The sequence below is a fragment of the Microvirga ossetica genome, assembly GCF_002741015.1.
GTDB classification, from domain to species: domain Bacteria; phylum Pseudomonadota; class Alphaproteobacteria; order Rhizobiales; family Beijerinckiaceae; genus Microvirga; species Microvirga ossetica.
This window is the reverse complement of the sequence record NZ_CP016617.1, coordinates 387,854-410,638: the sequence shown is the minus strand read 5'-3', so window position 1 is coordinate 410,638 and position 22,785 is coordinate 387,854. Positions and strand designations below refer to the sequence as shown.

General features: G+C 63.0%; 26 protein-coding genes and 1 pseudogene. 13 read left to right on the top strand and 14 right to left on the bottom strand.

Annotation, left to right across the window (positions count from 1 at the left end; genetic code table 11):
* Window positions 1–239: 239 nt before the first annotated feature.
* Window positions 240–389: a hypothetical protein gene (locus BB934_RS47490; protein WP_157934401.1), complete on the bottom strand. Its 150-nt coding sequence runs from the start codon at window positions 387–389 to the stop codon at window positions 240–242.
* A gap of 206 nt (window positions 390–595) precedes the next feature.
* Here BB934_RS47490 and BB934_RS29755 point away from each other — a divergent pair, with 206 nt between their 5' ends.
* The 3 genes from BB934_RS29755 (at window position 596) to BB934_RS29740 (ending at window position 4,059) form a co-directional block, all read left to right on the top strand.
* On the top strand, window positions 596–1,084 hold the full coding sequence (locus BB934_RS29755) for a GNAT family N-acetyltransferase (protein WP_099513534.1): 489 nt from the start codon (window positions 596–598) through the stop codon (window positions 1,082–1,084).
* Window positions 1,085–1,487: 403 nt separating this feature from the next.
* Window positions 1,488–2,708: a M24 family metallopeptidase gene (locus BB934_RS29750; protein WP_099513533.1), complete on the top strand. Its 1,221-nt coding sequence runs from the start codon at window positions 1,488–1,490 to the stop codon at window positions 2,706–2,708.
* A gap of 625 nt (window positions 2,709–3,333) precedes the next feature.
* Entirely contained in the window at window positions 3,334–4,059 is a 726-nt protein-coding gene (locus BB934_RS29740) for a Crp/Fnr family transcriptional regulator (protein WP_099513531.1), read from the top strand.
* 918 nt (window positions 4,060–4,977) lie between these two features.
* On the opposite strand, the gene BB934_RS29730 is transcribed toward BB934_RS29740, so the two are convergent.
* The 3 genes and pseudogenes from BB934_RS29730 to BB934_RS29720 form a co-directional block, all read right to left on the bottom strand.
* Entirely contained in the window at window positions 4,978–5,865 is an 888-nt protein-coding gene (locus tag BB934_RS29730; protein ID WP_099513529.1) for a cation diffusion facilitator family transporter, read from the bottom strand.
* Between the two features lie 158 nt (window positions 5,866–6,023).
* Window positions 6,024–6,466, bottom strand: a pseudogene (locus BB934_RS29725) (YqaA family protein).
* Complete coding sequence (locus BB934_RS29720; protein WP_237050519.1) at window positions 6,466–6,687, bottom strand: DUF1289 domain-containing protein; 222 nt, start codon at window positions 6,685–6,687, stop codon at window positions 6,466–6,468. Before BB934_RS29720 ends, BB934_RS29725 begins: the two are co-directional and overlap by 1 nt.
* A gap of 115 nt (window positions 6,688–6,802) precedes the next feature.
* Here BB934_RS29720 and BB934_RS29715 point away from each other — a divergent pair, with 115 nt between their 5' ends.
* Together BB934_RS29715 and BB934_RS29705 are read left to right on the top strand one after the other, a co-directional pair.
* Window positions 6,803–7,081, top strand: a complete 279-nt coding sequence (locus tag BB934_RS29715) for a metal/formaldehyde-sensitive transcriptional repressor (protein ID WP_099513528.1) — start codon at window positions 6,803–6,805, stop codon at window positions 7,079–7,081.
* A gap of 597 nt (window positions 7,082–7,678) precedes the next feature.
* A complete protein-coding gene (locus BB934_RS29705) occupies window positions 7,679–7,882 on the top strand; it encodes a CsbD family protein (RefSeq protein WP_099513526.1) in 204 nt (67 codons plus the stop codon).
* Window positions 7,883–7,939: 57 nt separating this feature from the next.
* Here BB934_RS29705 and BB934_RS29700 read toward each other — a convergent pair whose 3' ends face one another.
* From BB934_RS29700 to BB934_RS29685, 4 genes are all read right to left on the bottom strand, one after another.
* Window positions 7,940–8,335 carry a PRC-barrel domain-containing protein gene (locus BB934_RS29700; RefSeq protein WP_099513525.1) on the bottom strand — a complete coding sequence of 132 codons (396 nt, stop codon included), beginning with the start codon at window positions 8,333–8,335 and terminating at the stop codon, window positions 7,940–7,942.
* 221 nt (window positions 8,336–8,556) lie between these two features.
* The gene (locus tag BB934_RS29695; RefSeq protein ID WP_157934400.1) at window positions 8,557–8,907 is read right to left on the bottom strand and encodes a hypothetical protein; all 351 of its coding nucleotides are present in this window, start codon (window positions 8,905–8,907) and stop codon (window positions 8,557–8,559) included.
* A gap of 118 nt (window positions 8,908–9,025) precedes the next feature.
* Complete coding sequence (locus BB934_RS29690) at window positions 9,026–9,430, bottom strand: DUF1236 domain-containing protein (protein WP_099513523.1); 405 nt, start codon at window positions 9,428–9,430, stop codon at window positions 9,026–9,028.
* 270 nt (window positions 9,431–9,700) lie between these two features.
* A complete protein-coding gene (locus BB934_RS29685) occupies window positions 9,701–10,441 on the bottom strand; it encodes a LuxR C-terminal-related transcriptional regulator (protein ID WP_157934399.1) in 741 nt (246 codons plus the stop codon).
* Between the two features lie 818 nt (window positions 10,442–11,259).
* Here BB934_RS29685 and BB934_RS29680 point away from each other — a divergent pair.
* On the top strand, window positions 11,260–12,117 hold the full coding sequence (locus tag BB934_RS29680; RefSeq protein WP_099513521.1) for a YsnF/AvaK domain-containing protein: 858 nt from the start codon (window positions 11,260–11,262) through the stop codon (window positions 12,115–12,117).
* Between the two features lie 328 nt (window positions 12,118–12,445).
* Here BB934_RS29680 and BB934_RS29675 read toward each other — a convergent pair whose 3' ends face one another.
* The 5 genes from BB934_RS29675 to BB934_RS29655 all read right to left on the bottom strand — a co-directional run bounded on the left by BB934_RS29675 (window position 12,446) and on the right by BB934_RS29655 (window position 17,508).
* Window positions 12,446–13,786 carry a carbohydrate porin gene (locus BB934_RS29675; protein ID WP_099513520.1) on the bottom strand — a complete coding sequence of 447 codons (1,341 nt, stop codon included), beginning with the start codon at window positions 13,784–13,786 and terminating at the stop codon, window positions 12,446–12,448.
* 11 nt (window positions 13,787–13,797) lie between these two features.
* Window positions 13,798–14,583 carry a CoA transferase gene (locus BB934_RS29670; RefSeq protein WP_237050518.1) on the bottom strand — a complete coding sequence of 262 codons (786 nt, stop codon included), beginning with the start codon at window positions 14,581–14,583 and terminating at the stop codon, window positions 13,798–13,800.
* Between the two features lie 39 nt (window positions 14,584–14,622).
* Window positions 14,623–15,435 (bottom strand): CoA transferase, encoded by an 813-nt coding sequence (locus BB934_RS29665; protein ID WP_099513518.1) that lies wholly within the window; start codon window positions 15,433–15,435, stop codon window positions 14,623–14,625.
* Between the two features lie 464 nt (window positions 15,436–15,899).
* On the bottom strand, window positions 15,900–16,751 hold the full coding sequence (locus BB934_RS29660; protein ID WP_157934398.1) for a 6TM ABC transporter family protein: 852 nt from the start codon (window positions 16,749–16,751) through the stop codon (window positions 15,900–15,902).
* A 307-nt stretch (window positions 16,752–17,058) separates the two neighbouring features.
* Window positions 17,059–17,508, bottom strand: coding sequence for a YsnF/AvaK domain-containing protein (locus BB934_RS29655; protein WP_237050482.1), 450 nt, complete (start codon window positions 17,506–17,508; stop codon window positions 17,059–17,061).
* Between the two features lie 213 nt (window positions 17,509–17,721).
* On the opposite strand from BB934_RS29655, the gene BB934_RS29650 reads away from it, so the two are divergent.
* The 4 genes from BB934_RS29650 (at window position 17,722) to BB934_RS29635 (ending at window position 19,820) form a co-directional block, all read left to right on the top strand.
* A complete protein-coding gene (locus tag BB934_RS29650) occupies window positions 17,722–18,006 on the top strand; it encodes a hypothetical protein (RefSeq protein ID WP_099513515.1) in 285 nt (94 codons plus the stop codon).
* 379 nt (window positions 18,007–18,385) lie between these two features.
* Window positions 18,386–18,643, top strand: a complete 258-nt coding sequence (locus BB934_RS29645; RefSeq protein ID WP_099513514.1) for a heavy-metal-associated domain-containing protein — start codon at window positions 18,386–18,388, stop codon at window positions 18,641–18,643.
* Between the two features lie 11 nt (window positions 18,644–18,654).
* Window positions 18,655–19,128 carry a DUF411 domain-containing protein gene (locus BB934_RS29640; protein ID WP_099513513.1) on the top strand — a complete coding sequence of 158 codons (474 nt, stop codon included), beginning with the start codon at window positions 18,655–18,657 and terminating at the stop codon, window positions 19,126–19,128.
* 296 nt (window positions 19,129–19,424) lie between these two features.
* Window positions 19,425–19,820 carry a YkvA family protein gene (locus tag BB934_RS29635; protein ID WP_099513512.1) on the top strand — a complete coding sequence of 132 codons (396 nt, stop codon included), beginning with the start codon at window positions 19,425–19,427 and terminating at the stop codon, window positions 19,818–19,820.
* A gap of 21 nt (window positions 19,821–19,841) precedes the next feature.
* Here the strand turns inward: BB934_RS29635 and BB934_RS29630 are convergent, their stop codons facing one another.
* Window positions 19,842–20,597 carry an MFS transporter gene (locus BB934_RS29630; protein WP_157934397.1) on the bottom strand — a complete coding sequence of 252 codons (756 nt, stop codon included), beginning with the start codon at window positions 20,595–20,597 and terminating at the stop codon, window positions 19,842–19,844.
* A gap of 64 nt (window positions 20,598–20,661) precedes the next feature.
* On the opposite strand from BB934_RS29630, the gene BB934_RS49495 reads away from it, so the two are divergent.
* The 3 genes from BB934_RS49495 to BB934_RS29620 all read left to right on the top strand — a co-directional run bounded on the left by BB934_RS49495 (window position 20,662) and on the right by BB934_RS29620 (window position 22,393).
* Entirely contained in the window at window positions 20,662–21,039 is a 378-nt protein-coding gene (locus tag BB934_RS49495) for a hypothetical protein (RefSeq protein ID WP_162299233.1), read from the top strand.
* Between the two features lie 24 nt (window positions 21,040–21,063).
* Window positions 21,064–21,840, top strand: a complete 777-nt coding sequence (locus tag BB934_RS48605; protein ID WP_237050481.1) for an SDR family oxidoreductase — start codon at window positions 21,064–21,066, stop codon at window positions 21,838–21,840.
* 157 nt (window positions 21,841–21,997) lie between these two features.
* Entirely contained in the window at window positions 21,998–22,393 is a 396-nt protein-coding gene (locus tag BB934_RS29620; protein ID WP_099513510.1) for a (R)-mandelonitrile lyase, read from the top strand.
* Window positions 22,394–22,785: the final 392 nt, after the last annotated feature.

The window sequence follows — 22,785 nt, the reverse complement described above, 5'->3', positions numbered from 1 at the left end:
GACGGGTCGGATGGCCCCCTCACGAAGGGCAAGCTCCGGTCCAAGAATTGCTGTCGGGTTTGGCGGTAGGATGGCGCATTGGGTGGCATGGTCCATCCTGTGGCCCTGCCAGTGTATCTGCCCGCACCAATGTCCCCCGTCTGTTTCACCCGTATCCCCGAGCAGCGCCCGATACTGGATCGTATGGTCCTGTACCGCGATCCACTCTCCCTCGACGAACATTTGCACGCCATTCGGCGTCACCCCATAGCGCGCGGGTCGACAATCCCCTCATGGCAGCAACTGTTCCCCGACCAGTCCCTGAGAGGCGAGTAGATGTCGTGGGCGTCGGCGGGCAGCTCGAAACCAAGCAGGGCAATCGCTGTAAAGAGATCAAGCTTGAGAGACATAGGCCGCTCTCCCTCATGACGGGCTGGCGGCGCTCATCAGAGCGTCGGGAAACGCTACTCCAGCTATTCTACTCCCGAGTGAGGCCCTTGTCGCGCAGCCAAGCAAGACAGCGAAGTTTCGAGAAGACGCTACATGGGACGCCTCTTCCGGCCCTCACCGCGTCCCGATTTGATGATACAAAGGGGATCGGTCGCAGGGTGGACGCATGTTGAAGCCGTTCACGACAGAACGCCTCGCAATCCGTCAACTGGAACTCCCGGACGCTCCTGAGCTGGCCAGGATCAGCGACGTCCCGGCGGTGAGCCAATGGATGGCCTTCATGGAGGGCGGCTTCCCACTGGAGAAGGCGCAGGCCCTCATCGCCAGCCAAGACGACACCAAGGAATACTTTTTGGCGGTGCGGCTGCCTGATGGAGCCCTGATCGGGGCCATGGGGGTCATTGATCACCCGGACGGGAGCATCGAGGTTGGCTACTGGTTCGGAGTCGATTACCAAGGCAAGGGCTATGCGTCTGAAGCGCTTCGGGGGATGCTGGTGCAGATTGCCGCTGATCCTACGCTGGCACCTCGTTCAATCTTTGCCGAATGTCGACCCGACAACGCCGCCTCCATCCGGCTGCTGACCAAGACCGGCTTCTACGCCACAGGGTGCCCAGGTCCCAGGCCCAACCGGATCGAGTTCAGGCTTGGATGAAGACGATCGCGTGAGCATGAAGACCGTCCTGCAATTCGCGAAACAGGAATTGTACGACCGCGCAAGATGCAATCTATGTTGGAACAGCTAGAGTCAGCTCTGGGTCAAACATTCACCTTCCGGCCGCTCAACGAACGTCGGCTCTTAAGCTCTGAAGCGGACCAAGCGCTTACGTCTCAGTAGTGCCAATTCGAGACCTTCGCTCTGCGATCGAGATGCTGCTTCCTATCTTGGCTTTGGGTAGTCTCAAGCTCCTTTTTGGGATTGGGCTGATGTTCGTCTGCATAATCCCCATAGCTTAACAGGGAGGCCGCGATCGCGTCTGGACGAGTGCGGAGTATTCCGATCTTGGCCGTCGTGATAACCTCAGGTCAGGCTGACGTAGCAGCATCGGGAGAAGCCGATGACCTCCGAGACCGCCTCCAACCCGCCTTCTAACCGGGGAGTGCCTCCCTTCAACCACCGGCACCTCGATGAATTGATGGAGGCAGAAGGCATCGACGTGCTGATCGTCACCTCCAAGCACAACGTCCAGTACATGCTAGGCGGCTACCGCTTCTTCATGTTCGATTACATGGATGCGATCGGATTGAGCCGCTACCTTCCGATCTTCGTCTACTCCCGCGGGCGCCCCGAGGAGAGTGCCTACATCGCCAACCCGCACGAAACTTTCGAGCAGGAGCTGGGGCGCTTCTGGGTTCCCAACATCCAGGCCAAGTCGAGAACTTCGACCGACGCCATGCAGGTTTGCGTCGAACATCTCCGTCACCTCGGCCTGCCCTTGAAGCGGATCGGGATCGAGGCAGGCTTTCTTCCGGCTGATGCGTATCTCGTCCTGAGGGATGCGATGCCAGAATCCGAGATCGCGGATGCGGTCTTCACGCTCGAGCGCTTGCGCGCCGTGAAGACTGCGGAGGAACTGCGGTTGCTGCGGCAGGCGTCCGAAGGCGTCGTCGACGCCATGCTCGCTGTCTTCCCGATGGTGCGTCCGGGCCAGACCAAGCGCGAGGTCGTGGAGGCCCTCCGGCGCGAGGAGACGATGCGAGGCCTGCTGTTCGAATATTGCCTGACCACTGCCGGAACGAGCTTCAACCGCGCCCCCTCGGATCAAGTTCTTGAGGAGGGCGATATCATGTCCCTGGACTCCGGCGGCAACTACCGCGGCTATATCGGTGATCTCTGCCGCATGGGCATCTTAGGCGAGCCTGACGCCGAGCTCCGTGAACTGCTGGAGCAGATCGACGAGATCCAGCTCGCGGCGCGAAAGCCTCTCAGGGATGGGGTGATCGGGGCGGAGATCTATTCGGCGGTCGAGCCGCTGATGCAGCATTTGACGGCTGGCACGGCGAGCTTCGTCGCGCATGGCATGGGGCTGATCAGCCACGAGGCGCCTCGGCTGACCGCGAGTGGCCCGTGGCCCTATTCCGCTTTCGACCGGGAGCGCCCCCTGCCAGCGGGCATGGTCATCTCGATTGAGACAACCCTGCTGCACCCTCGGCGCGGCTTCATCAAACTGGAGGACACGGTCGCCGTCACGGCCGATGGTCACGAGGCCTATGGAGACAGTGGCCGCGGGTGGAACCGTGCGGCGTTGGCCGTGTCGTCGTTTGAGGCCGGCGTGTAATCCTGGGTGTAGGGCCCTTGGGTCCATCTTGACCCTAGGCGCTGGAAGAGCGTCATTTGACATTGGAAAGCTTAGATCGGTCTTACCGGACTTTGCTTAACCAGGGCTGGATAAAACCGAGCCAGCGTGCACATCAGCGCGAGGGTCGGGAACGGGCCAAGTGTAACGTTGGGCGGATGAAATGAAGGACCGCTCGTCATACCTTTACAGGAATTCGGCGTACTGCTGGAATGTGCCAAGGTAGCGTCCCGGGGACATGAAGCGAATTTCGCATAAGTCACAGTATGAAATGCGTTTTTGGGCTGGATCGGCACCAAGGGCCAAGAGCTGGTCCAGATCTTTGCCGACGAGCTCGTCGCCGGCCAGGCGCTTAAAGGGGTCGCCCTGACGAAGCGGCGAAGTGGGTCTCGGACTTATGACGTCAGGCCTTGTCCTGGCAAAAAGAAAGCGCCCGTCACGACGGGCGCCTGGAGGTCCGACCCGTAGGGGCAAAAGAACGGTATCGGTGTCATCCATGTACACGGGCCAACCCGCCTTGTCTGTCGGATTCCGAACAAACAGACTGAGACAATTCGGACCCACCCGCGTTGTCTGGATGAAGTGATGCTGCTGCCATGGCAAAGCTATGAAAGCGAACCATCAGAGGAACCGGCTGCTGGCTGCGCTGGAACCCGCGGACTTCGCGTCGCTTGAAGCCCATCTCGACCTCGTGGAGCTGGCCCTCAAGCAGGTGCTCTATGAGCCGGGTGACATCATTCGCCACGTCTATTTCCCCCACGAGGCCATCATCTCCCTTGTCAATGTCATGGAGGATGGTGCCACCACCGAGGTTGCGGTGTTCGGGCGTGAGGGGGCCGCGGGCCTGCTCAGTGCCCTGGTGACCCGGGAAGCCTTCGGCCGCTATATCGTGCAAATGTCCGGCACTGCCTCGCGTATCCCATTCGAGCATTTGAATGCGGTGAGGAACGCCCGCCCGAATCTGGGGCAGTTGATGATGCGCTATGGCGAGGCCTTTCTCGCCCAGACGTTCCAGACCGTCTCCTGCAACGCCGTTCACCCGGTCGAAGCCCGTTGCTGCCGCTGGATCCTGAGCATGCACGACCGGACCGATCAGGACAGTTTACCGTTGACGCACGAGTTCCTGGCCGAGATGCTGGGGGTGCAGCGCTCCGGCGTGAGTGTGGTGACCCGTACGCTCCAGACGGCAGGGCTCATCCGGCAGTCCAAGGGAAGCATCACGGTGATCGACCGAGAGGGCCTCGAAGAGACGGCGTGCGAATGCTACGGGAAAATCCGGCGTCTGTTTGAGCGCCTATTGCCCGGCACATTCCCTCCCGCCTTGTCCCGGTAGAAGAGAAGCCTGAACGCATACGCATTGCGCAGAAGCCGTATGGAACCGCGAACAAAGGCTTCTGTCTGTCGTTGACAGGCTCGGTGAGCTCTATAGGCCATGTCGAGAACGACCATCAGCGGCGGCTGGGCCTCGGTTGACACTGCGCCTCGTGACGGCACGCCTGTGATCCTCTGGATGATCGAGAACGAGACTCCACCTGAGGTCCCGCTGACCGTGGGGTTTTGGACGCTGAATTCCAAGGCTGGTATTGGCTATTGGCGTCTCTTCGGAGATCCGCCGCGCTTCTGCCCCGATCGGCAAATTCGGGGGTGGATGTCGCTTCTTACTGGTTGAGATGCCCAACAACAATTTCGCATACCGGCCAGTATGGAAGCGATTGAGGTGTTCGGGAAGTCGTCGTGCGAGCTTATGGAATGCCGCGCCGCCCATTCAGTAAAACCGGCTCGGGAAGTCGCCTCGGCGGGACTGCGAATACTGGCGAGTTCTGTCCTTGAAGCGAGCGGGTGAAGAGGGATCGGCGACGCCACCTTCCGACCCCTCCTGCCCGGACCCGAACACCAAGGGATTGCCGCATCTCCAAGGCGGAGAAACCATAGCCGGCTTTAGGGATCCTAGCAGCAGGGTGATTATCCCACCCATGATGCCGTGCTGGAGGAGACCTTTCTCACCCATCGGCTGATTGAATGGCCGGCTTCCCCTGTGCCGGCCTGGTCCTTGCGGGTTCCATTGCGGTCCTGCACAACCGGCTCACGGAACGACGTTGAGGGGCGGCCGGCTTCAGCCCCTTTGTATCCTGACATTGCCGATGCTCCGTACGATTCCTGCTTGTGCCGGCGCCGCGGTCGCGGGCTGCTGTTCCTTTCGGACGTGGCTGCGCCTTGACGGCTTCCTCCGGCGGCCCGTCCCGGGCGCGGCCTAGAGCACGACGGTCCCGGCGTGCTTGGCCTTCTGCTCGGGCTCGACATGGATCGTGACCAGGGCGTCATCGACCTCGTCAAGCAGCGCCCGCTCGATGCGGTCGCAGATGTCGTGGGCCGCCGACACCGCCATCTCCCCCGGCACGACCAGGTGGAAGTCGACGAACGTCACCTTCCCGGCCTGTCGGGTGCGCAAGTCATGCGCCTCCAGCGCGCCCTCGGCCTGGGACGAGATCAGCTCGCGGATGCGGCCGAGGGTGTTCTCCGGCACTGCCTCGTCCATCAGGCCGCCGACCGACTCCCGCATCACCGCCCAGCCGGACCAGAGGATGTTCAGCGCCACCAAGGCCGCGAGCGCTGGATCGAGGATGGCCCAGCCGGTGGCTGCCGCCAGCCCCACGCCGAACAGGACACCAATGGAGGAGACGACGTCCGTCAGAAGGTGCTTGCCGTCCGCGACCAGCGGTGGTGAGCGCGAGCGCCGCCCCTGCCGGATCAGCATCCAGCACCAGCCGGCGTTGATGACGCTCGCCAATCCATTGACGAGAAGTCCCTCCATCGAGGCTGTGAAGGGTTTTGGGGCCATGATCCCGAAGTAGGCCTCACGCAGGATGGCGAGCGCCGCCACGACGATCGGCACGCCCACGATCACGGCGGAGAAGTATTCCACCTTGTGGTGCCCGTAAGGGTGGTTCGCATCGGCCGGGATGGCGCTGGTCCGCACCGCCAGGAGGGCTACCACGGCGGTCACGACGTTGATGATGCTTTCCAGCGCATCCGAGTACAGGGCGATGGAGCCGGTCAGCAGATAGGCGGCGTATTTCAGGCCAAGGACGGCGACGCCGACGGCAATGCTTCCGGCGGCCAGTTTCTGGATGCGGTCCATGCTCGAACTCGACACATAGGGACCACCTGACGGCAGCCAGGGCAGGTCCGGGGATGAGTGGGATGGCCGCTTCAAAGGGATTCGTCCGCCTGTCGCCAGCCATTGATTCTACTTGCAAATTCATCGCAGGAGCAGGTGCGCTCGGGCACGCCGCGGCCTCATTGCACCCAGCCGAGCGTGAGGCCCGCGACCCCGAGGTAACGCGCGGTCTTGGCCACCACGATCAGCGCCAGGAACACCGGAAACGGCTCGCGCAGGACGCCCGCCACGATGGTGAGCGGATCGCCGATTATCGGCACCCACGACAGAAGCAGCGTCCAGCGACCGTAGCGGTGGTACCACCCCTCCGCCTTGGCCACACCTGCTCCCGGGCAACCGGAAACCAGCGTCGGCCCTCGGAGTGGGCGATGAGGCGGCCCAGGTACCAGTTCGCGCAGGAACCCAGGATGTTGCCGAGGCTGGCGGCGAGCACCAGCACCCAGACCTGGTAGTGCTCGGCCAGCAGCATGCCGGCCAGGACCAACTCCGACTGGAACGGGAACACCGTCGCCGACAGCAAGGAGGCCCCGAAGAGGCTGAGATAATCGGGCAGATGCACCATCAGTTCGACTGTCCGCTTCCGGAAGGAAGCGGGCGGCGTACCCGACCGGCAACCTGATTCGTGTACGCCTCATGGTGTGTCCGGACCTGTTCCACGCGTCGGGGAAGCTCCCGCAGGAGGGCCGTGCGGCGATACGGCGTCAGCTTCCGCCATTCGCGGATCTCGGGGATTGTCCGGCCGCAGCCGAGGCACCAGCCGGTCCGCCCGTCAAACGCGCACACGGAAATACAAGGATTGTCTTTCGTCACGGCCTCAACCCGATCCTGCGGCAAACATTGCGCTCGACTCAGATAGGGTAGCCCCCTATATCATGCAAGCCGTCACCGAGGAGGCCACATGTCCCACACGATCAAGGAAAAGGCGAAGCTTCTGGCCCGGGTCCGCCGGATCAAGGGGCAGGTCGAGGCGATCGAGCGAGCGCTTGAGGCAGAACTCGGCTGCACCGACGTCCTGATGCTGGTTGCCTCGGTGCGCGGGGCCGTGAACGGCCTGACCGTCGAGCTGATGGAGGACCACATCCGCAACCACGTCGTTGATCCGGCGCATGAACCGGACCCGGAGCGCGCCAAGGGCGCCGCCGAGCTCATCGAGGTGGTCCGCACCTACCTGAAGTGATCCACTCCATGGCGGCTGGGAGAACCATTGCAGCCGCGAGACATTCCTGGAAAACCAATGCCTGATATTGCTCAACTCCTTCAGTCCGGCGGCAATGGCTGGCTGTACCTTCCGATCATCCACAGAATGACGGGCGTGCCGTCACGCGGCGCAGCGTTGATCGGGGACCAATCCCCTTTCAGGGGCTCCATCGACATGGTCGGTCGGATTTCCAGCCTCACTGCGGCGATTGTATGCCGCCCCTGGATCGGACCGCGGATCGCTGGGTTTCGTTGACGCTTCCCGACGTTGACATGCCGTGCACTCAGTCACCATGAATTCCCCTCTCGGCAGCAGTCCTTGTGGCCAGCCACCCTCCCGTGCTTCCTGGCAATTTTACACCAAGCACGGCCAGCATGACCGGAGCGAAGGGAGTGGGCTTCAAACTGAAGCCGCACTGGCTTTGGCGGCTCCAACGCAGTTTGCATCTGCCACGGTTGCGAGATTTCCGTTCCGCGAATTCACGGATTTGCCCGGATTGGCCAACGACCAGACGTAGAACCCTTGTCCGCTCCGGGACGTTAGCGCTCAGCTCTAATCACAGACAGGAGTGAGGCCATGGATTGGAACCGCGTTGAGGGCAACTGGAAGCAGGTCAAGGGCCAGATCAAGGAGCAGTGGGGCAAACTCACCGACGATGACCTCGATGTCATCAACGGCCAGCGCGATCAGCTCGAAGGCAAGATCCAGGAGCGCTATGGGCTCGAGAAGGATCGCGTCCGTCAGGATGTCGACGATTGGTACGGTCGCCAGACCTGGTGATCTCAGAATGGGAAAGGCCCCGAAACGGGGCCTTTCTGGCCTTGAAGGGCGGGTTGATTAGCGCTTCCAGCGGCCTTCATACTTGAACTCGGGGGCGGACTTGAGTTGATCCTTGGTGGCATTCATCACGGCATGCCATTTGTTGTCGTTCTCGGCATAGCTGACCTTGACGGCGCTCGGACGGACGATGACATAGCGCTCGCCCAGGCCCAGGAAGCCTCCGACCGAGACGATGTAGCCACTGAGATCGCCTTGCGAGAGGATCAGGTCCTTGATTTCACCAATCGTCTCGTTGGCCTGGTTGGTGACGTTGAGACCGATCAGGTTGTTGCTCAGCACGTCGGTCGGCTTGGCTGTGACGAAAGTTTCCGTTGTCGTTGTCACGGCCGTCTGAGCGACAGCGGTGCCCGCCAACAGGGCCGTGGCGGCGATGGCAATGAGGATACGGCGCATTTGTCCCTCCGTTGAAACGGGCTAGAGGTCGGGGAATGCGCCCATACCGGCGAGGGTTCCGCTGCTCCAATGCGTGACCCTGAAGGCTATGGGCTGCCGGCAGCCAAGGGCGCCAAGACCAACTCCAGCGAGGCAGCGGATGGCATCTCACCCGAGCGTGCGGATGGCGGGCAAGAGGCTTGGCTGTGACCTAAAGGCGACAACCGACCGAAGGGGGTGCCTCAGGGGCAAAAGTAGTCCCGCGCACTGTCCGAAATGCAGCGCGCGCCGTTCGGGAGAATGATTCCGCCTGCTCCGTCGGGTGGAATATAGGCCCCGGTGGAGATCGTGAACCCGCCATTGGGATCGGCCGGCACCGTTGAGCCGTCCGGCAGAGTGAACCTGCCATCGCTGTAGGTGATGTGCCGGGTGTATCCTGGCGGAAGGGCCGCCGGGACAGGGGCCGGGGGCACGGGAGGTGCTGCCTGTGTCGATCCGAGATTGGCTGGCGGAACGGGCTGGGATGGCGGCTCGCGGGACAAAACGCAGCCTGACAGGACAATGCCCATCAGTAGGATTGCCGGCACTCGCATTGCATTCCTCCGCTCGATCAGCGTTAGCGTGTTTCTTTGGCGGCTTAATCGATCAGCCATAGAACGACAATGGGCGGCCACAAGGGCCGCCCATCGCTAGCCCGAAGGCTAGAGTCTCTTAGCGGATGACCTGCACGATCTTGTGGCTGCTCGGCTCGACGAGCACCGGGGTGTTGTTCACCACCGTGTACTTATAGCCCTTCACCTTGTACTCGGAAGGCACCTCATGATAGGTCACGCCGGATTCGGGCAGAACGGCACCCACGCGCACCTCTTCCTTGTAGGTGTAGGACGGCACTTTCTGGGTCGTCACATAGGTGCGGAACTCCGGCTGCTGCTGATCGGCGATGCCGCCGACGATGGCGCCCGTGACGCCACCCACCACGGCACCGACCGGACCGCCCACAACAGCGCCGCCGACTGCACCCGTGGCCGCACCGGCCGCAGCACCGCCCTGAGCAAAAGCGGCCGCAGGGGCGAGGGATGCAAGCACGGCACCAGCGAGAAGAAGCTTCTTCGACATGGATGTTCTCCTGAATTCATGATCTCGGGCTTGGTGCCCGCTGATCCAATAACGCACTTCCAGGAGAACGGTTTCAAGTATACTCAAAATTATATGCAGCTTTACCCAATATTCGGCCAGATGAATATCTGATGAGTGCCGCCGACAGGAAATATATATTGGAAAACATCTCAAGCGTTATTTATGACTGAACGATTGGACAGTCGAATAGGTGAGTGACGGTTGCCGGAGCCGTCTGGTCCGCTGTCCTGTTGCTTAGTGTTTGCTGCGTCACTCCGCTGCATCCATAATGGCAGCTTGAGGGTGCCCTTTCACATGCTGCTGTGCCCACATGGCGGCTTGGGTCCGGTTTGACACCTTGACCTTCCTCAAGATCGCTTTGACATGAACTTTGACGGTCGCTTCGGCCAGCCCCAGATCCCGCGCAATCACCTTGTTCGCGGCGCCTTGGGTGATGAGATGCAGGATCTGGGCTTCGCGACCGGACAGACTCTTTCCGCCGAGACCATCGTTGGCTGGCACAGCGGCAGCCGATATTCCGAAGCCAACTTCGTCGCCTCGGGACTGTGCAGTCAGCAGAGCCAGGCCCACATCTGCCGGGATAAACCTCTCGCCGAGCACAACAAGCTCAAGAGCCAGCATGAGAGCTTCAGGGCTCATTGCGGTCGAGCACAGCCCATCGAGACCCGCTTGGAAGGCATGGGCGACGGCAGCGGGATCCAAGTGATCGCTCAAGAGAACCGTCCGGACAGAAGGCCATCGCGTCTTGAGGCGGTTGACGGCCTCGCCGATGTCGTCGGCAACGTGGTCCGTGTAGATCAAGCAGAGAGCAGGCGCCTCTGAGGTTTGTTCGTCGGCGCCCGACGAGATGACGAACCGCGTCCCCGAAAGAACGTGATCGATGCCGCTGCGGATGAGGTTGTTCTGACAGACCAGAACGGTCGCGACATGAGAGCGGGCCTGTTGGGCGAGCGGGCGGGATCGCTCGCCATAAACAACATCCTGGTCCATGGATTGTGCATCACTTCTGATAGTCATCATTGTACGTTTGAGAGTACCGGCGACGCTTGGCGGCAAGTTCCAGCCGAGGGGCCTTCGGGTTGCGACACCCCATTCCGGGGACAGCCTGTGAGACCTAGACCCAGCTTGGCAGTAACAGACCTAATCGCTCCCAAGTTCCCGCCAAGCGGCCACGCCATGGAGGTCATCTTTCGAGTGTTGTGCGCGGGTCTCATCGGCCCGTCCGTTCGAGATGGGTTTGGCCTGGGCGAACCACTGTCACGCGGGAGGGCACAGTTCCCATCAGATGCTCGCCAGCAGGAGGCCCGCTCCAACGAAGGAGCTGACGGAGGCGACAAGAAAGAGCGCCGCGCACTGCAATGACGGGCCAGTGCTGAAGGCGTAGGAAGGATTGGTCGCTGGAGCCTGGGGCGCTTCTGCCACTCGGATGTGATTCATGGGCCAGCTCTGCCTTCTCGGTTCGTATGAGTGACAAACGAAAGCCGTCGCGGGCTTATTCCTTCACGAAATATTTCCGGTCGTTTCAGGTGCACCGGGATCGCCCGCACTGGCCAATCCGAGAACGAGGGCGCCTGCCGCAGGAGCGGCAGGCGATGGTCACTGCGTCGGTAAAGCCCGTCGGGTCAAGGGAACCGAAATCCTGACGGCACATTGGTTGGTTCTCGGCCGAGCCGATTGCCTGCATGGACGCTGCCCTGGACCATCGGTGTCCCGCCGGGATGCGGGATCGTGTCTGCCGTTGCAACTGTCCGGCTCGACCATGGGTCACAAACGGGTTCGATCACGAAAGCCTTTCAGGAGCCAACCTCATGTCCAAGACCGTCACGTGCCTCTACCAGGACCAACAGAAAGCCAGCGAGATCGTCAGCCGCCTCGAGCAGGCCGGCATCTCGCGCGGTGACATCAGCTTTTACTCGACGGCTTCCGACAACCTCATCGACGATCTGGAAAACGATGGCGTGCCGCGCACCGATGCCCATGCCTATGCGGAAGGCGTGCGCCGGGGCGGCTCGCTCGTTGCCGTGGAATGTGATGAGGACGAGGTCGACCGGGTGGTCGGCATCCTCGACGGCGAGGGCATCCTCGACCTCGACGAGCAGCAGACCGCCTGGCGCTCCGAGGGATGGCCGGGATATGACGTGTCGGCCTCGGGCAGCACGGCCGGTCTCGGCAGTGCGACGGCAGCGGTGGCCAGCGACCTCGCGGGAACGTCGGAGACATCCCGCGCCAGGAGCGCCAGGACCGATGTGACCGGACGGGATGAGGTGATCCCGATTGCCGAGGAGCAACTGCATGTCGGCAAGCGCGAGGTCGGCCACGGCCGGGTGCGCATCCAGTCCCGTGTGGTCGAGCGCCCGGTGCAGGAGCAGGTCAATTTGCGCGAGGAACGCGTTCACGTGGAGCGCCGCCCCGTCGACCGTCCCCTGAGCGAGGGTGACGCCGCCTTCCGCGAACGCACCATCGAGGCCGAGGAGCGCCGCGAGGAGGCGGTGGTTTCCAAGGAGGCGCGGGTCACGGAAGAGGTTGTCGTGCGCAAGGACGTGGAGCAGCGCACCGAGACCGTGTCCGACACCGTGCGCAAGACGGAAGTCGACGTCGATGACGAGCGCAGCGTCCGGGGTACGGGCACCGCGGGTTCGACCGATCGCAAGGGTCGCAAGGGCTGATCGCAATTCGGCCGAGGCCCGGCGTGTTGCCGGGCTTCGGTTCCTCGAAACGACCAGGCCCGAGTGGTTAAATTCTAACGCTTGGTACCCGATCTGGGATGCCTGCTCTAGCCCAAAGCGGAAGTACGGCTAAGGTCAGCCCAGTGCCATTAGCTGCCGTTTAGGCGACGGCAAGGCGTCTCCAATTCGATCTTATTCCCGTACGCTCGAACCGGCAGCCCGGCTCTGAGAGCGGAAGAATTAGTGGACGTCAGCGATAGACCAGTCCGGACTGCCGCGATCAGAAACAACGATGTGCGATGTCGATCTATGAACATCACGCCTCACGTTAGAAGGTGAGCCGTGTTCTCAAGCCGAACACCCACAGGGTGTCTTCATTGGGATTTAAGGCCGGATTGACGATCATCTGAATGTTCGGCGTGAACGCGAGATTGGGCGTCAGGTGCCAGCGGTAGAAGGCCTCCATCGTGTACTGGTCCCTGAGCGCGTCGTTGGACGGCTGTGCCCAGCCCACGCCCAGACCGAAAAGATCCGAGTAGGCCTCGAACGGGCGCCAGCCAAACCCGGCCGCGAGATTGCGATCGACGAACCATCCCTCGGACACGCCGCCGCGCAGGAACACCATCACGTCCTCGCGGACCTTGTAGTTGGCGTTGAAGGCGACGCCGTTCGCTTCGGGTGGGCCGAATTTCTGGTCGTCCTTGTGCCAGGCCGTGATGTGGACATTGTTGGCATCCATCGGACCGCGGGCTTGCAAGGGGACGCCTTGTCCCGCGAGCGACGTCCATCCGACCTCCACATGGTAGAAGTGCTCGGGCTCGGTGAAGAAGTCGTCGATGGTGAGGCCGGTGTCGTCGCTGTTGGCCGTGTACATGCCGGCCTTGATGTAAAGCCCGCCGTCGGTCGGGTACCCGGCAGCGACGAGACCAAACCCTCTCAGGGGCGTAGGAATTGTCGGGCTCGTCGAAAACGCCTGGTTGAAGAACTGCCGGTTGTCGTCGAAGAACGGATAGGCGTTGACGAAGTTGGGCGCGAAGAGCTTGCCGATGGCATACTGGAAGCGATTGTTGAACAGGTTCTGGCGGATGTAGAACTGGGTGACGCCGAGATCGAACTCGCCCCACGTGGCGGCAGTCGGCGTGATCGACCCGGCTGCCAGCCCTCCGAACAGCGGTGACAGCTCCGTTCCCAGCGCTCGCCGGTCTTCCACCACGGCCTCGAGCCACATCGGGTTCTCATAGCCGGGGCTGGTCAGTTGGTAGCTTAGGTTGAACGTGAATTTGCCACCAACTGCGTCGTGCTCGTCGATCGGGCTGCTGGAATAGTGCTGCCACAACACGCCGTAGGAACCGCCGATGGTGAGCCCGTACAGCTCCGTCAAGCGCTGTTTGTAGGCGAACCATTCCTCGAGTGCCGTCGGAAGGCGAAAGAAGCCGCTATGGGGCCTGTTATCCTCCTCGACGTCGCCCTTGCCCGACAGGGTCTGGTCGAGGAGATCGACCCGAGCCCCGTCGTACCATTCGATTATGCCGGGATCGGGATACAGCGGAGGGGCCGCTGCTCCCGGTGTCTGGGATGAGGCCATACCGGGCGTCAGACACAAGGCAAAGACGCTGACAACCGTGAGAACCTTGCTTCGGTCCGCATCTCGTTCACTCAACTGACGCATGTGCTTCACCCTCACCAGGTTGGACGGTCGCTGCCGCGGACGATGACCAAAGGATCACGCCAACCACTTGGTGTCCTGGACAGCTTCACCAGCGGCGCAAGGCGGTGGACCTCGCCATAGGGTGTCGGTCCCCGAACAGTCTCCGGCGGGACCATCCGGTGCTCCGGAGCCGTGGCGTCGAAGTCGGTGCTCGGAAACGTGCCGAGGCTCTGGTACCACATGGCGGCGCGCGAGAGGCTGACCCGCACGTGATAGCTGCCGCCCTGCCGTGCACGGCGCCGGAGGGCCGCGATGACGCCGGCAGCTCCGAGATAGCCGGCGATGTAATCGTTGAGCACCAGGGTCGGCGGGAAGGCCGGTGTCGGGCTCTCACCTTCCGGCATGGGGAAGGTCGGCGGGATCCCCGGCTTGCCGCCGCCGCCCTCGGCCATGGTGTAGCCCGTCACCGTCAGGGCTTCCATGTCGAAGCCGGCCCGGTCCTTCCAAGGGCCGTCCCATCCGTAGCAGCGCACGGTCAGGTAGACGATCCCAGGACGCTTCCTCGCGACCTCCTCGACACCGAAGCCCAGCCGCTCGATCCCGCGTCCGCTGAAGCTCTCCATGAACACGTCGGCGCGGGGAACGAGCGCATCGAGGGCCTTGGCCTGATCCGCATTCCTCAGGTCGAGCATCGTCGAGCGCATGCCGACATTGACGTCGGTCCACATCGCCTCGTGCTCGAAGGACTGGTCGCGCGCAACCTGGAGGATGTCGGCCCCGTATTCCGCCAGCGTGCGCGCCGCACAGGATCCGGCGATGACGTGGGTGAGCGCCAGCCCCTTGATCCCGGACAGCGGCTACCTTGGATCGGGCGTGAAGGGGATGGGCTCGGAGTCACCGACCTTGCGGATGTCGATCACCGGCACCTTGGCCAGTGCCGCGCCTTCCGGATGATCGAGCCATTCCTGCGCGGTGCGGTGAATGCCGCCGACGGTCCTCGTCTCGATCATCGCATTGTCGAGATCCTCGGCGTTCCACTGCTTGATGGCTTTGGTGATCGACTCGCGGTCGGGTGTGGTCCGCAGCAGTCTCAGCGCGCGGTCGTTGAGGTGGGGGTAGGCGCCGGTCACGTTGACGTACCGGCCGTCCTTGGTCTCGAACGCCACGAATGAGAAGGGATTCCCCAGACCGACGGGTGCCTGGTACAGGCGGCCGTTGATGGTTGGCGTGAAGGTGAAGCCTCGCGGCACGGGGTCGTCCGCCGGCACGCGTCCGGCTGCGATGCGGTGCTGCATGATCGGCGTCATGAGCGGATTGACGTTGTAGACCGCCTCGCGCAGGTCGACTGTCAGGTCCTGCCCCTCGCCCATGCGGTCCTTCCAGATCGCGGCGGCGCCGACACCCGCTGCCATTGCCGGCAGTGCCATCGCCGTGCCGATGCGGAAATGGCTGCGCAGGATCGGATCGCGGCCCGTGAAGCTGACTGTCCCGCCACCATCGGAAGGGTTGCCGCCGATGTCGGCCATGAAGCCCGAGAACGCCTTGTCGATGTCGAAGCTCGCCGGATCAGTTGCCGCTTGTGCCGCACCGGAGAGCGTTGAGGCGAATGCTGCGCTGAGCGCAAAAGCGCCGGCACCTTGCACGATCTCGCGACGTGTGGGGTCCATCATCCAGTCCTCCTGAGCGATATCGCATTGGCCGCCTGTGGGGGCATCGATGCTCTCAGAAGTTTGCTAATCGGTCCATTTATTCATCCGCTTGACTGCGAACAAGATGAATTGAATCTGCTCAATATTTCAGTATAACTCACTTACTGTTGGGAAATTCCGGCAAGTTACGCACGTCATGCTACCTTTGACTTCACGTTGAATTCGGAGCCTGCTGGGATAGGATCGCAATACCCTGATAATATTTTCAGGGTTTCCCTTAGATTCAGATGCGGGTTTTCATTGATCCGAGTAGGGGTTGGGGCGCGAGCTCACCGGTGGTCGATGGCATTGAGCGCGAGGTGTGGTACACGGGTCGCCTCACTCGATGGCCCCCTCCAGCAATCCGTAGCGGACCATGACCATGCTCAGTGAGCGGTAGAACTTGATCAGGTTGTTCCAGGGGCGATCGATGCGGGTCAGCCCGGTCAGGGCGGCCACAACGGTCCCAACGTCGGTCTCGCCCCGCAGCACCAGCCAACCACCCAGCACAAGTGTGCCGACGACACCGAGGGCGGCCAGCACCTTGAGCGCCGCCTTCGAGGACAGCTTGCGAATGTGGATCCGTCGGCGGGCGCGGAAGACCTCGTCGAACGTCTCAAGGATCGTTGCCTCAGGCCAGGGGCCGCCGCATCGACCGCCCGGTCCGCGGCCGTTCGCAGCAGCTCCAGGCGCTTTTTCACCAAGGTGTTCACGGATCCCTGGACGGCAGCCACGATCGCCGCCTGCGGGAGTGCGATCGCAGCGATGAACACTCCCAGGAGCGGCTCGCTGACTGTGATGAAGATGAGGATGCTGAGCAGTGTCCCGATCTCCAGGAGCGGTGTCGTGATCGCTTCGCCGACAAACAGACCGACGCCTTCGGCCTCGGCGGTCAGCATGCTGACGACGGTCCCATCGGCCGTCCGCGTCGGATCACCGGTGCGGCGCTTGTGGGCATGGGTGGAAAGGATGCGGCCGCGGATGCGGCGGACGATGGTCTCACCGAGGATCGCACTCCGATATTGCAGGCAGAGCTTCAGCGCGATTGTGAGCAGGCTTGCTGCCCCATAGGAAGCGCCGAGCACCAGCACCTGGTGCAGCGAGGTCCCGTACGCCAGTCCATTGATCAGCTTCAGCTGGAGGTAGAGCGGCACGGCCGCCAGGACGGCGATCGCGAGCGAAAGCCCGATCAGCAGGAGCTGCGCCTGTCTCGTCTGACGCCAGAGAAGCCGGTAGAACCCGGACAATCGACCCGTTGGCGCGTGATGTCCATCAGGTTCGGCAGCCGACCGAGGCATTGCCAGTCCTCCATCTTCCCGTGGTGGACCGTAGACCTATCCCGGGGACGGAGGTCAACTGTATCAGTGTTGTTTGGGAACAAGGCACAGTTGTGAGACCCTCGCGGCGCAATAGTACGAAGATCGGTTCGGTAGTCCCGCACTGGAGCCGAATGTGTTTGATCCACTGTCCAGCTCGTGCCATTGCGTCCCAGAGCAGGATGGTCCGAAACGGGTCAAACCAGGATGTTGAGAACAGCGAGGGAAGGTCCGCTTTCCACCCAATGCGTTGGCTTGGCCGTGGGTACCAAGCGTTAGAATTTAACCCCTAGGTTGCCGGATAGGTTGCCGGACCCTCGGGACCAAGGTCGTCGGGATCGACACGCTTGATGATCGCGCGTTGCTTGCGCAGGGTGACCGGCACCTCGACGGTTTCGGACTCGACGCGGCGCCGGATGTGCAGTTCCTCCTTGAGCACCAGGCGCTTCTCGACCACGAGCACCTCCTCGAGCACCGGCACGATGGTCACATCGCCTTCGGTCCTGATCTCCGGTGCGGTCTCGACCACTTTGTCGATGGGCACACGGGTAACCTCCACCGTCTCCCGCTGGACGTTTGCGTGAGCCAGCTCCTCAAGAGTGTCTGTGACCGTCTGCACGCGTACGCGGCCCGTGATGACCCGTCGTTTATCGACGGTCATGGTCTCCTCGACGAGCGGGATGATCTCCTCGGCCATGGTGCGGGCACCGCCCCTCGGCGCATCGTCCAGAACAGGCATCTGCTGATCATCGTGTGGCGGAACGCTCGAAGGGTGGGTTGGGTCGCCCATGGCTGTTTCTCTCGCAAGCGAGGACAAACGGGCACCCGTCGCGTCGGTTCCCCATATGGAGGGCCGGGAAACCCGAGGCAGGGGTGCGCCAGCCCTCGCGATGAGAGGAACGCGGGCGTGTGGCCAACGTTGATCCGCAGCCCTTGTGGGCGGAAGGGGAACATGATGCTCGACAGGCTCAGCGTCTTCACGATCACGACCCTCGTTGCGGTGAACGAGGCCCTCGCCCAAGCCACGCCGCCGGCTACCTCCGGTTCACCCGCCTCCCCCGCGTCCACGGACGGCGGCGCCCCTTGGCTGTGGATCATCATAGGGCTGGCGATCATTGCCGGCCTTGTCTGGTACTTCATGCGCGGACGGTCACGGGCCACGACAACCGGCTCCTCGGCGACCCCCGGGGCATCCACCGGCGGCGCCAAGGTATACGACAGCGACAAGCGCAAGTAGGCAGCTTGGTGCCGGGATCATGCCACCGACGCCTCGCCGTACACGTCAGGGCCGAGGCAGTGCCGTCGTGCGCCGATGCGCGCGTTGGTGTCCGGCTGCAATCGAGGAAGGACTTCGCGATGGTGGCCGGATACACGTTCACGCCTTCGGAGGTCGCACGGCGGGAGCGAAGTGGCCTTCGGCAGGGACGCGGCGACTGAGCACGAGGCGGATCAGGCCACCCACGGTACGGTCCATGATGCCGACGATGGCCCTCTCGCACGGTTCCGCCGACCAGCCGAGGGGCCATTGTCGGACGAGGGCGCGTATGTCTCTTGACCTTGCCATCGTGGGAAGGTGCGGGGTGCGTGCATCATCCCGTTGAAACGGAGACTTTACCATGTGCGGATGCAGCACCCATCAGACCGAGGCGAGCCAGGCCGTGGATCGTCCTCCGGATGTCCTGTCCCTGAAGGTCGAGGACATGACCTGCGGTCACTGTGCCGGCACCATCAGGAAAGCCATCGAGACCGGCCTACCCGGCACGAGCGTCGAGGCCGATCCCGCCTCCAAGCTCGTTTCGGTCCTCGGCAGTACCGATCTGGTGTCCATCAAGGCCATTGTTGCCGAGGCGGGCTACACCCCAATCGAAGTCTGAAGGAGGCTCCCATGTTCGACCGCCGCCGTTTCCTGAACGTCCTCGGCACCGCGGGGGCGGCCCTGGCCATGAAGCCCGTCTTCGCCGAGACGGGCCTGCCGAAGGTCGTCGTGAGCAAGGATCCGTCCTGTGGATGCTGTTCCGGCTGGATCGACCATATCCGCGCTGCGGGCTTCCCAGTGGAGGTTCGGGAGATACCCGAGATCAAACGGGTGAAGGTCCGGCTCGGGGTACCCCAGGACCTCACCTCCTGCCACACTGCCGAGGTCGGCGGCTACGTCATCGAGGGACATGTCCCCGCGGACGCGATCATGCGTCTCCTTGCGGAGAAGCCGCAGGCCAAGGGGCTCGCGGTCCCAGGCATGCCCGTCGGCTCACCCGGGATGGAGGTCACGGGCGTGGAGAACGATACCTACGAAGTCGTCCTGTTCGGGCCTGCGGGCCAGAGGACCTTCGCTCGCTATCAGGGCTCAGAGGAGGTGTGACCGCCTCCCCGTGCAAGCGGGCGGGCATACGGGAAACCGGCATGGCCGCGAAAGCATGTCCGTCCGGTGGCGACAGGCTTATGCTGGACGCGCCGGGGTGCCGTGCGCGCCAGGCCGGGGAGACCGTCCGACCAGCGGAGGATCCGTGCCATGACCGACCGACACGATGAACTCAGACGCATCCTTGCCGCTGGCCTCGGCCGGCCTCGTCGGTGTTCTGGGGGTGATCATGCTGGTGCAGGGCTTCGTCGACCTCGCAGCACCCGCGACGGCCTTATCGTAAAGGAAGCCTTTGCATGGCCACTGACAGCTTGATCGACCGGGCCAAGCAGTGGGCGCGCACCATCAAAAGCGATGTCGTGGCGCTCTGGATCGCCGCCCGTGACCACCGGGTGCCCTGGTATGCGAAGGCGGCCGCCGGAGCGGTGGCCGCCTATGCGCTCTCGCCGATCGATCTCGTCCCGGACTTCGTGCCGATGCTCGGCTACCTCGACGACCTTCTCATCGTGCCTCTGGGAATCCTGCTCGCCATCAAGCTCGTCCCGGCTGACCTGATGATGGAGTTCCGGGCCGAGGCGGTTGCGCGGGAGGGACGGCCGGTCAGCAAGGTCGCCGCTGCGGCGATCATCACGCTGTGGCTCCTGGCCGCCGCATTCCTGATCTGGCTGTTCTGGCCCACGTCATCCGGGTGAGGGAGCCAGCCCTGAACCGCGTTAGCGTTCCTCCGGTGGCTTGATGGCCGAGAACAGCCGCAGCAGCGTCAGGTCGTAGGCTACTTTCAGGGTGCCGGCGAGCACGAGCGGCCAGCCGAACGGCGACGCGGTCAGCAGCCAGCCGGACAAAAGTGACGCGACCGCCGAGGCGAGGCTCCGGGGCACCGCCGTTACGCTCGCGGCGGCGGGCCGCTCCTCCGGCGTGACCACCGCCATGACGTACGAGGACCGGGTTGGCACGTCCATCTGCGACAGCAGGCTCCGCAGGATCAGGAGCCCGAACGCGATCCAGATGGTCGGCGCGAAGGCGGTCAGGATCAGGAAGACGCTCGACGGCAGATGGGTGAACACCATCGTGTTGATCAGCCCGAACCGTTTGGCCAGCGGCACCGCTGCGAAGTACGAGACCGCCGAACACAGGCTGGTCACGAAGAAGATCGCTCCAATTGTCGAGACACCGATGCCGAACCGCTCGCCCAGCCAGATCGTGAGCAACGCGTTGATGACGAGGCCGCCGCCGAAGGCATCGACCGAGAACAGGGCCGCCAGCCGGTAGACGATCCCGCGCGACGGCCCGAGCGGGGCCGGCGGGTTGTCGGTGCCCGCCTCAACCTCGCGCGAGAGGTGGCGGTAGAGCAGGAACGTGAGCAGCCCCAGCAGGCCGTAGAAGCCGAAGAGAGCCGCGGACGTCGTCTCCGGCGTGGCGACCGGGGCAAGCCAGTCGACCCACGCCGACCGAGAGCGCCCCGAGGGCACCGAAGAAGGCGCCGACGAAGCTGTAGCGGGCGAACGCCGCCGTCCGGTCCCCGTCGGCGACGACATGGGACACGACGGTGTGCTCAAGGGGCAGGAAGACGCTGACGTCGCCGCCGGACGGATTGAGCGTGCCGACGAAGGCGATCACAAGCAGCGGCCAGAAAGTCTCGATTCCAGCGAACCCCAGCCCGGTGGCCAGCATCAGGAGACTTGCGGCCAGCAGGGCCCTACGCCGCGGGATCCGGTAGGCGACCAACCCGAGGGCGAGCGTCAAGAGGGCGGATCCCAGCAGCGACGCAGTCGAGATGAGGCCGACACCGAAGGCATCAAATATCGGGCCGGACAGGGCGGCGCGATTGCGACCCAGGATCTGGCTACCGTGATTTCATACATCTTCGAGAATGCCGACACGCTCGGGGTCAGTACTCAAGGGTATTCCTAGTGGGGCAGTTCCGCGGGAGCGAGAATGGCTGCGTCGATCGGCTCGCACGGCGTCGCCCGATATGGAGGCAAGGACCTTCCGAAGCCGTCGGCTGTCGTGATGGCCTACACGGCCCATTCGGACCTTTCAGCCGACGAGCCTCCGACCTTTGTAGCCGTCGGCGAGGAGGATGTAATCGCACCTCCCTCCGCGATGGAGAGACGGATTGCAGCGCTGCGACAGGCTGGCACGGAGGTGGAATACCGGAAGTACAAGGAACTCGGTCACGGCTTCGGTCCTGGCACTGGCACGAGCGCCGAGGAATTCGGCAACGTCATCGCACGCGGGGGCGCGGGCGTCGTGATCGCCTCCCAGTCCGGGCATCGGCTGCCGCCGCTCTCAACCGAGCAGAACGCGGCCCTCGCGACAACGCCCACGGAAGACCTTCTCACGCTGCCGATGCTTCAGCCCGATCAGGTGGAGGATCCGCTCCATGCCTATCAGGTCTCGAAGCGAGGGAACTCGTTACGGGTGATGGCCGAGGCCGTCCGCTGGGGTAAGCGCGGCGCACGAATCAACACGATCAGCCCGGGGATCATCATCACCCCGCTCGCGAAAGATGAACTCGAGGGACCACGCGGCCCCGGCTACCGTCGCATGATTGAGTTGTCAGCAGCAGGGAGAGCCGGCACCCCGGACGAGGTCGGAACCGTCGGTGCCCTCCTCATGGGTCCGGACGGCGCGTTCATTACGGGCAGCGACTTCCTCATGGATGGTGGCGTGACGGCCGCCTATTGGTACAGCGATCTCACGCCGAAGTGACAGGTGGTCCTATGCGCGGCACTTATGAATCCCGAATAGAGGGTCATGTAAATTTCACCACCTAATCGCCTGGAGCTGCGCGCATTAGATTACCCTCCGACCTGATCGGACGTCGCGAACATGACGCGAGATTCCCAAACATCGAAGGAGAAGGACGATGGAAATCAATAGAAGCGGCTCACAAGCCTCGGGCAAGGGACCGGCAGACTGGTTCACCGGCACCGTGCGCATCGACCCTTTGTTCAGCCCGCCCGATCCGGCGCGTGTTGCGGGGGCTCATGTCACGTTCGAGCCCGGCGCGCGCACGGCTTGGCACACCCATCCGCTGGGCCAGACCCTCATCGTCACGTCCGGCCTTGGCTGGGTGCAGCGCGAGGGCGGCCCTATCGAGGAGATCCGGCCGGGTGACGTGGTCTGGTTCGAGCCTGGCGAGAAGCACTGGCACGGCGCGACAGCCACCACGGGCATGAGCCACATCGCCATCCAAGAAAAGCTGAACGGCTCTCCTGTCGATTGGATGGAACACGTAACGGACGATCAGTACCGCGGGTGATCCCCGCATGCGTTAGGGCGGCAGGCTTGCACCCGAAACATTTCCGTATGGACCTAAGCTCCGGCCTGACCCCCATCGCCGTTTCTGCTCGCACCGTGCAAGGCTCTTGCCGGAATGCTATCAGGTTCAAGCTCAGAGCCTTCGTGATTAGCAGAGCGAGCACATGTCTGACGTGGCGAACCGGATCATCGGCTTTGTGTCCAGTGCCTTGCAGGCGCTTCGATCGCTTTGGTCTCATGGAAACTCACAGGATCATCTTCAGGCGAGCATTCGACAGGCGGAACTTGAAGGCCTCCAGTTCGCGTTCTATGCCCGGCTGACTGCGATCATCGTCGTGTCCGTCTGGCTCATCTGGCTCGTACCATGGCCACGCGATCTCTATTACGGGGCCT